Annotated in this window: 7 protein-coding genes and 1 pseudogene; 7 read left to right on the top strand and 1 reads right to left on the bottom strand. The window is 59.0% G+C overall.

Going from position 1 to position 12,521, the window contains the following annotated elements; translation table 11 throughout:
• The first annotated feature begins 24 nt into the window (after positions 1-24).
• From HZZ13_RS14270 to HZZ13_RS36800, 4 genes and pseudogenes are all read left to right on the top strand, one after another.
• Entirely contained in the window at positions 25-744 is a 720-nt protein-coding gene (locus HZZ13_RS14270) for a carbonic anhydrase (RefSeq protein WP_376707038.1), read from the top strand.
• Between the two features lie 1,552 nt (positions 745-2,296).
• Positions 2,297-3,463, top strand: a complete 1,167-nt coding sequence (locus HZZ13_RS14265; RefSeq protein ID WP_197960209.1) for an acyl-CoA dehydrogenase family protein — start codon at positions 2,297-2,299, stop codon at positions 3,461-3,463.
• Between the two features lie 1,032 nt (positions 3,464-4,495).
• Positions 4,496-4,570 (top strand): hypothetical protein, encoded by a 75-nt coding sequence (locus HZZ13_RS37630; protein ID WP_376707042.1) that lies wholly within the window; start codon positions 4,496-4,498, stop codon positions 4,568-4,570.
• A gap of 377 nt (positions 4,571-4,947) precedes the next feature.
• Positions 4,948-5,306: pseudogene (locus tag HZZ13_RS36800) on the top strand (hypothetical protein).
• Between the two features lie 738 nt (positions 5,307-6,044).
• Here the strand turns inward: HZZ13_RS36800 and HZZ13_RS14255 are convergent.
• Positions 6,045-6,692 carry an FkbM family methyltransferase gene (locus HZZ13_RS14255; protein WP_197960309.1) on the bottom strand — a complete coding sequence of 216 codons (648 nt, stop codon included), beginning with the start codon at positions 6,690-6,692 and terminating at the stop codon, positions 6,045-6,047.
• Positions 6,693-7,453: 761 nt separating this feature from the next.
• Here HZZ13_RS14255 and HZZ13_RS14250 point away from each other — a divergent pair.
• From HZZ13_RS14250 to HZZ13_RS14240, 3 genes are all read left to right on the top strand, one after another.
• Complete coding sequence (locus tag HZZ13_RS14250; protein ID WP_197960208.1) at positions 7,454-7,768, top strand: co-chaperone GroES; 315 nt, start codon at positions 7,454-7,456, stop codon at positions 7,766-7,768.
• A gap of 84 nt (positions 7,769-7,852) precedes the next feature.
• On the top strand, positions 7,853-9,493 hold the full coding sequence (gene groL / locus HZZ13_RS14245; protein ID WP_197960207.1) for a chaperonin GroEL: 1,641 nt from the start codon (positions 7,853-7,855) through the stop codon (positions 9,491-9,493).
• A gap of 946 nt (positions 9,494-10,439) precedes the next feature.
• Positions 10,440-12,056 (top strand): acyl-CoA dehydrogenase family protein, encoded by a 1,617-nt coding sequence (locus HZZ13_RS14240; RefSeq protein WP_376707037.1) that lies wholly within the window; start codon positions 10,440-10,442, stop codon positions 12,054-12,056.
• The last annotated feature ends 465 nt before the right edge of the window (positions 12,057-12,521 follow it).

The raw sequence follows: 12,521 nt of genomic DNA, 5'->3' as shown, positions 1-12,521 counted from the left end.
ATGCGTTCAGGCCATTATCCGAATATGTCCTATCTGACCAAGATCGCGCCTTCGCGCCGCTCGCTTTTGCTGTTCGCTGTTTCGGCGGTTTGCCGGCGGCTTGGCAACAACGTTGTCGATGCGAAGGAAGCAAAAGCGCCGCCCAAGCCGGATAACCTACTCTCGCCGGATGCTGCCCTGAAGCGGCTAATGGAAGGGAACGATCGTTATGTCCAGGGCGTATCACGAGGCGACGATTTCACGCGCGAGCGCTCTGTTTTGGTGGACGGGCAAAATCCATATGCCGCGGTTCTGAGCTGCGCCGACTCTCGCGTGGCGCCTGAACTTGTCTTCGGCAGCGGACTTGGTGATCTGTTTGTGTGCCGCCTTGCCGGCAACTTCGCCAACGATGACACGCTCGCCAGTATGGAATATGCGGTCGCCGTGCTGAACACGCCGCTGATCCTGGTACTTGGCCACGATCATTGCGGTGCGATTGACGCCACGATCAAGTCGCTCCACGACGATAGGCCGCCGCCGGGGCACATTTCATCCCTCGTCGGCGCGCTTGCGCCTGCAGTAAAAGCATCTCGCCAGCAAACCGGTGACACGTTCGCAGAAGCAACCCGACAAAATGTAGTCGATAATGTCAACAAACTCAAATCGACGGGACCGATTCTGAACGCGGCAGTTGAGCAGAACAGACTGAAGGTCGTCGGGGGGCTGTATCGGCTCGACACCGGCAGGGTCGATTTGCCGAGTTGACGCTGGCACCTTCGCGCGGCCGGTTGGTCGTTTGCCGCCTGATACAGGGCTCCGGTCGAGTTCCGCGCAATTCGCTCGTGCATCGGCTGCATCAAATGCACCGAATACAATCCGCTCCACAGTTGTTATAGCTTCGGGAAGATCTTAGGTATGCGCGGCCTCTTAATCCTCCTCGTATTCTACGTGCTCATGTTGGCAACGCGAGGCCAGCAAGCGACCAACTTTATTCATGCCTGCACCTTAACGCGCTAGGCCGACGCACGTGGTTCAAGCGGCAGATCGCAGTGCGAGGCATGCAGGGTCTGAGCTCTCGGCCTCCGGAACACGCGACAATTCCGGTAGACTCTCACGCTCGGTCCGGCAAGTCATCTATGGTCCTGCTTATGATCACCAGGCTCAGCCAGGGCCGAAGATCAATAGAGCAGGATTACGACCGCCGTGACCAACCACCCACCGACGTAAAGACAAAAGCTTCGCGTCGGCATCGGACGTCTCTCCCGCATCAGCCATTTGGGAGACTGCCAGTGTCGGAAAAGCAGCCTCGTTGCATCTGACTTGGGCCTGTACCTTGGATCAGCATAAACAGAAACTTGTCGCGCGTACGACAATTGCGACCACCGGGTCGAGCGGAGAACAATCTCTTGTGCCCTCGCCGGAGTGCGTCAAGCCTGGCGGTCAACTATCGACAGACGCGTTGACGTGCCATCTAAAGGGCATTCGTGGCTCTGCGCAGGCGGGTCTTGTCATTGCGAGTTCCGAAGTGGCGCATCGGAACGGAGCATCTTCGCGGCCGGCGCGCACCTTTGAAGTTCGTTTTGCCGATGCGGACAGCTCCTTGAGACCACGGCAAATTGCGCCTTTGGCAATCTCAGGAGATCGGACCGGGCCTGAAACTCCGGCAGGCAAGCCGCGCCCGACCGGTCCGCGGCCGAGGTCCACTTCAGTCGTTCTCCTCCCGCCGTGTTCGGTTGATGACATCTTGTGCCTGGAATCAGACACGGGAGGCGCGAGCATCCTGCTGGCGCGGCATGGGCCACGTGATCTCGCTCGATTCAGACACGACGGGCAGACCATGATTGATGGCACGTCGATTGCTGCAACATGGAAAAGAGCCGCAGGCTTGGGCGACGTAGGGGTCGCCAAGTTAGGAATTCACAAGGTGGTTCGAGCCAACCGGGCGCCAAGTGTGACAAATTGCCCGTTGGAGAAGACATGACAATACGAGCGCTGCCCTCAGCCGTCATAGTGCTGCAGAGGCGGATCAATCTCGCCGCCGCATGTCGGCTGCATTGCGGGTTCAGCCTCAATGACAACTTCGACGGCCAAATCTCCGTCAGCCTTGTCGGCCCTCAACTCCTTTTCTTTGAGCCCATCGGTTCGGCGTGCGGTTGGACCGGAAACCGCCTGCAATCGCATCACAGTCGAGTATCAACTGCGACAGTTTCGACGATCCCATCCGGCTCGGATTTCAATCCGGCCGGCTTCACGATGCGTGCGCTATCCATATCAATGACGCGCGCCGTCGATCGGCCCAAGACACCGAGGACAGTTTATGAACGCTCCACCAGAGAAGATCACTGCAGAAACCGACGCTACGGCTGCGACCTGGGATAACCTGTCGCCGCTACTGATCGATATCCGCGCGCGTCGAGACGAGTTCGCCCGCGCGCAGAAGATTCCCGACGAGATCATCGACGGCTTCAAGCGCGTTGGCGTCTATCGGGCTATGGCTGCCAGGCGATTCGGCGGCGAGGAGCGAACGCCGGCCGATTTTTGTCGCCTGATCGAGCGTATTTCCGAAGCCGACGGCTCCGCCGGTTGGGTCGCCAGCTTCGGCGATGGGGCTCGCTACCTAGCTGCTCTTCCGGACGACACGCTTCGCAAGGTATACGCGAATGGACCTGACGTGGTGTTGGCAGGTGCGGTTTTCCCACTCCAGCCCGCCAGGCGAAGCACCGACGGATTTGTCGTGAACGGCGTGTGGCCATTTGCCAGCGGCTCACCGGGCGCGGACCTGATAGGCGTTGGCATCACTGTGGAAGACGATCCAACCGGTGGTCTTGTGCGTGTAGCCGTAATGCCGGCCGAGAAGGTGACAATCCGCCCCAATTGGGACGTCATCGGCCTGCAAGGCACCGGCAGCCACGACGTCGTTGTCAACGATGTCATTGTGCCGGAGGAATGGACCTTGATCCGCGGCGGTCCGCCGACACTCGACGGGCCGGTCTATCGTTATCCGTCCGTGGCTTTCGCTGCGCAGGTGCATGCGATTGTCGGCATCGGTATTGCGCGCTCCGCGCTCGACGAGGTGATCGCCATGGCCGGCAGTCGCGCCTCGATCACGGGAGCCCCCGTGATGGCAGAGCGCGGCTATGTCCAACTGGAGATGGCCAGAGTCGAAGCCATGCTGCGCTCCGCCCGTTCCTTCTTCTATGAGGCCACCGAGGAGCTGTGGAACGAAGCGCTCAAGGGTGCGGTAAACCCGAGCACGGCGACGCTGATGCGACTCGCTGCGACGAACGCCGCGCGGCAGAGCGCTGAGGTCTGTAGGATTGCGAGTGGTCTCGCTGGAAGTGGGTCGCTGCATACAACCAGCAATCTGGCGCGCGCCATGTGCGACAGCTTCGTGGTTGCCCAGCACGCAGCTCTAAACGAGGGAACGCTCCAGAGCGCCGGCCGCATGCTGCTCGGAAGCGCAGCACAGCCGGGCTTTCCATAAAGTGGTTCACCCACGTTCCCGCACGCTCCGCAGCAACGGATTTCCGGCACCTGCGATATGATGCGGCCTGCAGCTACAGGACCTGGCGGGCTGCCGGCCTTGTTTAAAGGGCAAGAGAGAGAGAGAGAGAGAGAGAGAGAGACCTTGCGGTCGGGGCAAAGTTGTTTGCAACTGGCTCAATTGCTGTTCAACGCTCGCCGGCAGGCTCGTCTGATCCGCCATTGCCCTCCCGGCCCCTCGGCATCCCGCTGCGTGCAGCCACGCGGCTGCCTGTGAGAAAGTCGCCGGCTTGGAGTTTTGCGGATGAGCTAAAAAGTCCTTGAATCGCACGTGACGTCACGGTGTACCATGCGAATAGCTTAGGATGCCCGGCCAATCGGAGCGGCTAGCGGCTTGCTGCCATCGGTGAGACGATGATGCCAATTCGGTCGTTGTGTATGCAGCAGCGGGCCCTCGCGTGCGGGATCGCGCGAACGGGGTTCCGAGTGCTCGCATGGGAACAACAACGTACTTCGTCCCAGCCCAGGGGAAGCTGGGTTGCTGCGCTCTGCGGTCGATATGTAGTTGACGCCTTTCGAACAGCTTCCGATCGTCTCTGTGCGGCGCCGCTCATTTCGTCACCATGGCTTTCGACGATCCTCACGGCAAGGGACAGTACACCCTTCAAGGTTTGTGCGAACCAGTATTGAGCCGCATTCGGTCAATATCGTCTGATGGAAGGAAAGACGCCAGATTTCTCCGGTCATTGACTGTTTCGCAATTAGAATTTGCGGTGATCGTTTTGCCGCAAATAACCGTCGGCAGTTCTCCCTCTGTCGACGACTGACTTCGGCCCGGCTATCGAAATGAGGCCGGGCTTTTTTTTTGCCACCTATCAACGCAGTTTGGACTGTTCTGGCTCGCGGTATCTGATGATTGCGAAGGGCTAGGGAGACAGAGACAAACGTAAGATTGATCGGGAGGATAGTTCATCACATCCTGAAATCGATTGATCCGATCGTAGCGCCCGAGCTGCTTCGGCTGCTCGCCTCCATGGGCCATGGCGACGACCTCATGGGCGTCGACGCCAACCAGCCGGCCACCCGCGACTCTGCTCGGAGCGCCTGATCCAGCTCCCGGGCATCAGTATGGAGAAGACTGTCCGCGCCATCCTAACGCTCTATCCGCTCTAGGATTTCATCGATCCGCGGCGCGATGATGCCAGTCCACGATCTCGACGTGTGCCCGGACGCACGCACGATGTTGGCCGAGATCGAGCGCTCGGTCGGTCGCCCATTCAGTCGCGGCAAGCTCTCAGGTCCGGATTTTCTCGCGCTTCGGCTTTGGGCTTCGGCGTGGTGCAGGTGGGTGACAGCACCGGATATGCGCGCTTACTGATCAGGAAGGGCGTGATCAGCTAAGAGAACAATTCTGTGCAAGATTGCGCACGACTCTGCACCAAAATTTGAATGGCCTCCGCGCAACCGACCGACTATCGTCGATTCATGTCGCGCCTTGTGTGTCTAACTGCTACTATCATCCTGTCGCTGCTGTCGGTCGTCGCGAACGCTGCGTCAACTCAAAAGCGACCCAAGCCGGTCTGCCAAAGTTACGGCTCCTGCCCGGCTATCGCCAGCCCCTGAGCAACAGCATTCCGCTCTACAAGCAGAAGGACGCGATGCGCCGGCTCTCACGCGCCGACCGGCGCCACTGGCATATTGATCCGGTTCCTCAGTACTACGGTTGGGATGGCGAGTGGCACTATTTCGGCCGCCCCGGCTTCCGCCGCAGCCGCTACAATGGCGGCAGTTTCGGGCCATGCTGGACGCGGACGCCGATCGGGCCGATTTGGAATTGCAGGTGATTTGGCGGCGCGGCTAGAAGAAACTTCGGCCATCGCGCCGGGACGAGGCGTTTACTGACGTTCTCGCCGATCTTCGTCATCGCGCCGCAGCCGCATAGGCCGAGCGTGCTCGCAGATTCGATGATCGGCTCCGCCTGCGGCAAATGAGCAGGCAAGTAACCGCGATTACGATGACGGTCTTGATCCGATCCGGCGCGAGATCGGCCGCTGATGATCGCAGCCGCCTTCTCCTGCGCTGTATCCAGGACGCCTTGCTGGACAATCGGCTGCTGCAGTTACGTTGGACGCCTCACGGCGATCCTCATGGAATGAGCCCATGCTTCAGCTCGGTTTCCCATTGAGACAAGGAACTACGAGAACCCATGCAGTTGCTTTGGCATTTGTTCGAAGCAGTGCACCAGCTTACAAGAGGTTCAGACCAACAGCAGCTGTTCAGGTGATTTAACGGTTCGAGCCCCAGCTGCCAGTGTTGATTCAAGTATATGAAACGGCTCGGCCTGCTGGCCACGAAGTCGTCGCTTGTGGCCGGCTCGCCAAATAGATGATCGTCGGAAACCCACCACCCGCCCGACGCCGACCTGATGCGTGCGGTCTGCAATGGCAGCCGGCAACCGGAGCTGCCCGTTCGGCTACTGACATCCCTCGCCTTCATGACCACCCGTTGTACAGCTTTGGGTGGCATGGAGCGCGCTGGTCAAGTCTTCTAGCGATGAATGAGGCGCTCGATACGAGCAGCCACTAGAAGCGCGTATTTTTGAGCAATACATCCCCTTCCACTGTGCGTGGATAGTGGGCCGCCACTTCGAATGATGGTAGCAGGTCCAAAATGGCTTGCAGGGACAATTGCCCTTCGTAGAGCTCACGGTCGCTATATTCCGTGTAGATGAAGCGCGTGTTGCTCAAGGTCCGCATGCCGCCGGTAATAACATCGGCTTCGGCTCCCTGGACATCCATCCAGATGAGATCGACCGTGTTCAGCTTTACCTCGCTGCACCAGTCGTCCAGCCGCCGCGTTTCAACCGAGACAGGGCGATCGAATCGGACCCAATCATACTCTGTAAGATGATTCTTCGGGCGGCGTATTGAGCCGGAGAGGTCCCATTCCTTCGCATCACCATCTGCGTTGCTTGGATGGAAATCGATCATCCCGTTTCGATCACTGATCGCGATTTCAAGGAGCTTCACCTTATTGAGGGATGAGCCCAGTTTTTTCTTGAAGCGCGCGATCGCTCTGGGGTCCGGCTCAAAGCAGTAGAGCTGAGCTTGCGGGCAGAGGTTGAGAAACTGTTGCGTATCGGTCCCGTCATTGCAGCCGATATCCAGGATGACTGGATTCGGCTTCTGAAGAAGTGAGACGATGTACTGGTGGACTTCTACAGAGGACACAGATGCTTTTTCCATTGGGCGCGGAGATCGCGTGAATTTCGAACTTCGAAGCTGCAATCACACGCCAGATGCGCCGGCACAACGTATATCAACGTATATAGTTCATATGCCCCTCAGTCCGCTTGAGACATGACGGCTATTTGGATGCCATCGACATCAAAAGGGAAACCTCTCGGACCGATAGGTGCAGCGACTGCCCTGCAATGCAAATTGCCTCTCGCTGTCTGGAGACCGCCGTGCGCCTTCGTCATGGCGCGCCTCTGCTGTGTTCGTGCCGCAGCGTGCAATGGCCTGATCGAGCTCGGTCCAGATCACTTCTTGAAGGTCCCGCGGTCTATATAGTCGGCATAATTGTTATTATGCGCGAGGATCTCATATTGTTCGAACCCGCCCTTCGAATGAATCTTGTGCGCCGTACGTTTCCCTGGCTAATAGATGCTGCTGTAAGACGAACCAATTGTGTGCAGCCAGGCCGCCGCCGTCGAAATACGCGGCGCGTCGATCGGTGTAAGGGCCGCCAAGTTGAGGAATCCTGGGATCAACCGGGTGTTCCGACGAAACGCAATGTCATTTTCGCAACAGCTTGGCGGGCTGTGTACCTGAGGGCGTTTGCTTACGGACAAAGACACGCGCAGGCCAGGCAACGATTCAGCAGAACTGCAGGCATGATCGTTCAGCTCATTTTTGGCCTGACTCTTGCTATAATTGGGCTCGTCACAATGTGACTATCTCCAACTTGTTCAGACGCTCAGGAGACTTGTATGAATTTCCGTCCGCTTCACGACCGCGTCGTGATCAAGCGCATCGACGCCGATGAGAAGACCGCTGGCGGCATCATCATTCCCGACACAGCCAAGGAAAAGCCCTCGCAGGGCGAAGTCATTGCAATTGGCCCGGGCGGCCGCGATGAGACCGGCAAGCTGATTCCAATCGACGTCGAGGTCGGCGATCGCGTGCTATTCGGCAAATGGTCGGGCACCGAAGTCAAGATCGACAGCCAGGACCTGCTGATCATGAAGGAGAGCGACATCATGGGCGTTCTCACCGATGTGTTTTCCAAGAAGAATGCCGCCTAACCCGGCGCTCGCACAGCTCACCCCCTGACGAGCGCCCGCCGGGCGCGCTGAAGGATGAGAAAATAAGAAACTGAGGAATTCTTTATGTCAGCCAAAGAAGTCAAATTCGGAGTAGACGCGAGGGACCGCATGCTGCGCGGCGTCGACATCCTCGCCAATGCCGTGCAGGTCACGCTCGGTCCGAAGGGCCGCAACGTCGTGCTCGACAAGTCGTTCGGCGCGCCTCGCATCACCAAGGACGGCGTTGCTGTCGCCAAGGACATCGAACTCGACGACAAGTTCGATAACATGGGCGCCCAAATGGTGCGCGAGGTGGCTTCGAAGGCCGCGGATGCTGCCGGCGACGGCACCACCACCGCGACCGTCCTGGCCGCCGCGATTGTCCGCGAAGGCGCCAAGTCGGTTGCTGCCGGTATGAACCCGATGGACCTCAAGCGCGGTATCGACCTCGCGGTCGAAGCCGTTGTCGCGGATCTCCAGAAGAACTCGAAGAAGGTCACCTCGAATGAGGAGATCGCCCAGGTCGGCACCATTTCGGCCAACGGCGATGTCGAGATCGGCAAGTTCCTCGCCGACGCCGTGAAGAAGGTCGGCAACGAAGGCGTGATCACGGTCGAGGAGGCCAAGTCGCTCGAGACCGAGCTCGACGTCGTCGAGGGCATGCAGTTCGACCGCGGCTACATCTCGCCCTATTTCGTCACCAACGCCGACAAGATGCGCGTCGAGATGGACGACGCCTACATCCTCATCAACGAGAAGAAGCTCTCCTCGCTGAACGAACTGCTGCCGCTGCTCGAGGCCGTGGTGCAGAGTGGCAAGCCGCTGGTCATCGTCGCCGAGGACGTCGAAGGCGAAGCGCTTGCCACCCTGGTCGTGAACCGCCTGCGTGGCGGCCTGAAGGTCGCGGCCGTCAAGGCTCCGGGCTTCGGCGATCGCCGCAAGGCCATGCTGCAGGACATCGCGATCCTGACCGGCGGCCAGGCGATCTCGGAAGATCTCGGCATCAAGCTCGAGAACGTTACGCTCAACATGCTCGGTCGCGCCAAGAAGGTGATGATCGACAAGGAGAACACCACGATCGTCAACGGAGCCGGCAAGAAGGCCGACATTGAGGCGCGCGTGGGCCAGATCAAGGCGCAGATCGAGGAGACCACCTCGGACTACGACCGTGAGAAGCTCCAGGAGCGTCTCGCCAAGCTCGCGGGCGGCGTCGCGGTGATCCGCGTCGGCGGCGCGACCGAGGTCGAGGTGAAGGAGCGCAAGGATCGCGTTGATGACGCGATGCATGCGACCCGCGCGGCGGTCGAGGAAGGCATCGTCCCGGGCGGCGGCGTCGCCCTGCTCCGTGCCTCCGAGCAGCTCAAAGGCCTGCGCACCAAGAACGACGACCAGAAGACCGGCGTCGAGATCGTGCGCAAGGCGCTGTCCTGGCCGGCCCGCCAGATCGCGATCAACGCCGGTGAAGACGGTTCGATCGTGGTCGGCAAAGTCCTCGACAACGAGCAGTACTCTTATGGCTTCGATGCGCAGACAGGCGAGTATAGCAACCTTGTCTCCAAGGGCATTATTGACCCGACCAAAGTCGTGCGCATCGCGGTCCAGAACGCAGCCTCGGTGGCGGCGCTCCTGATCACCACGGAAGCCATGGTTGCCGAGCTGCCGAAGAAGGCCGCGCCTGGTCCAGCAATGCCTCCAGGCGCCGGCATGGGCGGTATGGACTTTTGATCCGCTCTCTCAAAATGGCGATGACATCAAAACCCTGGCACGAAGCCAGGGTTTTTGCTTCGGGCGAGCTTGCAACGTAGCCCTTGCAAGCCGCGCCAAAAGGCCCAACCCATCCGCCTATCCATATGAACGGCGCTAGGGCCCAGACCTATTTTGCTTGTGACTTTTCCTTCGGCGGGGACTTGGCCTCGGTCAACGTTAAACGGGTCCAACACTGCGATGGAAAGTGGGCCTATCGCTATTTGAGCCTCACGGGCTGCCCTGCTGAGTGTTTGAACCCTTCGTCTGGGGCTTATCCGGCGCCGCCTACCCTTTCGACCTTCTTGCCTACTTTCCTGTCCTGACGCGTGGTCCCAAGCGCCCAAATGCCCTTTCCTGCAATTTCGCACTTACATCTCATGGCGAGAGGGCTTGTTTGAAACCCCTCAGCGAGAATGCTCATTGTCAAGAACCACAAGAGGTCCTGCGGAAGTGCCATGATTAGTGTACGCTTCTTTTTGTCCTCGCGGATGGGCTCCGCTTCGCCTGCCGGGCCCCTGAACTGCGCCGCAGCGTCCTATCATGATATCTGTTTTAGAGAGAGTGTGTGTCAGCAGGTTGCGCAATTGATGCTGTTGAGCATACGGCCAGGCAAATCACGGGGAATGACTTTTGAGGATGCAGCGAGACCGAACTTTGGACTACCCAGAAGTCGCGCTTTACGACTCTGAACACGTTGACGGGCTGGTTGCGCCACGTGGGCTTCGCAGCACAATCGGCGATCTGTTGCCGATTGCCCTCTGGGAGCATTTCTTGTTGTAGAATTTGCGCCAAATCTCCACGTTTCCTGGGCGTCTGCAAGACTGAGGAACTGATCGGCGCTGAGATCGGCCCGGAAGCGAAGGTGGCCGCAATAAATCCCGTCCCGATAGCGTGCTTATACTGCGCTTGCATCCACACTATACCAATGTGTAGCCGAGCTAGCCACGCGGATGAATTGGCACGAAGCGGGGCCGGCGTCATTGTGGGCCTTATGGCTATGTATACTCAGGTTTACGCCCGATATGGTGAGGCGCAGGAACGCACAGCTGAGAGCCGTGCAGCTGCACTATACTCCAGTTTGATCGCTGACCTCAGTCAGCTGAATTTCGCAGACGCGGATGACCGCCGAGCATTCCCTCCAACCCTACACAGCATCTTGGCAAGGCACGGATTGTTCGGGCTCACCACACCAGGAGAGCACGGCGGATTAGCTCTTCCCTTGCAAGAGGCCATCGACCTCATCTCCGCCACTGCATCCTTCGATGTCTCCGCTGCCTCTACCCTCGTGATCCATAACTTCCTAGCCTTGCCCTGCATCGAAGCGGCACCGCACATCCCCGAACAAAAGCATATCATTTGGGGTGCAACGCGCGGCGATCTCTGCGCTTTCGCTTTGACCGAGCCTGGAGCAGGCTCTGCCCCGAGGCATATCGAAGCTTCGGCTCTCATGAGCGAAGATAAAGTTCAGATCTCTGGCCGCAAGATCTGGATCGGCCTGGCTGACTGGGCTCGCTGGATCGTTTGCTTTGCTCGCGCGTCTGGTCCCGATGCGAAAGGTCGGCTCGTTGGTGTACTCGTTGACAGGCAGGCTCCAGGGCTAAAGGTCACGCACGAGCATCGCACACTCGGTCTACGTGGCATTATTCAGAATACTCTGGAGTTCCAGGATGTCGAGGTGCCGCGTGCTTACGTGCTCTCCCGCGATCAAGACGGCTGGGGCGCGGCGTCATCTAGTATGAACCGCGGCCGGATCGGTGTGGCTGCTATGGGTCTTGGAGCGCTTGAGCGCGCTATCCAGCTCGCAGCCTCTTATGCAAGCCATCGTCGGCTCGGTAAACTGCGTATGATCGAGAACAGCTACATCGAGCAGTTATTTGGGCAGATGGTGCTGCGGCGGGAAGTCGTGAAGGCGATGCTGGCAGCATCCTGCCGACTTGTTTCAGCGCAGGGCGCACCCAACGTTTACCTTGCGTCGGCAACGAAAGTTTTGTCCTCGGAGTGGTGTGGCCTTGTCGCTGATCAATGCGTCCAGCTGTTAGGTGGCCGTGGTTACGATGAGGGAACGCCTTTGGCCAAAATTTATCGAGACGCTCGCATCCTTCGCATCTTCGAAGGCCCGACTGAGGCGCTCTTATCACATCTCGGCCGCTGCCTCCTCTCTAAAGCCACCCGTGATGAAATAGCCGATCTCTTTCGATCACTCGGTGCGGCATCAGGCCATGCTGCTGCAATTGAGGAGCTCTCTGGACTCGATGAGACAGACGGTGCCGTGCTGATCTATGCGGGTTGGCTCACCACATTGGGATTGGCAAACGCGGTCGTGTCTGCTGGGTGCTTCTCTGTCTCAGATTGCGCCGCAGCAGCGGCTGACCTGGTCAGTTCCGAACTAGCAACTCTCCGTACTCGCGCGCCGGCGCGGCAATCTGTCGAAGTCCGCAATCGGGCCAGTCGGACTCTGACCACCTTCCTTCATGACGCGGCTTGTTCTATTCGCTCACCTGTTCTCACAGACGATTACCTTAAGCTCGTGCAGTATGTCTGAGATTTAGCGGATGCCGGACGTCTTCACCTCGTGGTCCCGCGCGCGACGATGCAACTCCGGAAAGCCGAAGCATCCCTGCGCACTGGCCACGTCTAAATCCCGTAGGCTCTGCTATGAGGGCCTAACCTAATCTCGCTCCGGGCAGCGCGCCACCGCAGCAAAGGCTTTCGCGGTCAGGAGGACCCGACACCGCTCCTCGACCCGCTGCCACTCCACAAGAATGGGCGGCCTCGATGAACTTGAGCACGTCTCCCCCATCCATGGTGGCCAGCCATCGTTTCGTGGTCCGCCATGGTCGATACTCGCGCCTGGCGACTGCGCGAGACGGATGCGTGTTCCGACATTTCTCGTAATGCGCCCGAGAAATGCTATGTACCACCGAAGCTCTGCCCTACACTCAAAAACCCTGCCCCCTTCATTCCTGGTACTGTTTCGCTCCATTGGAATTGGGGGCACCGAAGCGCA

It is taken from the genome of Bradyrhizobium agreste (assembly GCF_016031625.1).
Classification (GTDB): domain Bacteria; phylum Pseudomonadota; class Alphaproteobacteria; order Rhizobiales; family Xanthobacteraceae; genus Bradyrhizobium; species Bradyrhizobium agreste.
The sequence above is the reverse complement of the archived record's forward strand: the minus strand, read 5'-3'. Positions and strand labels throughout refer to the sequence as shown.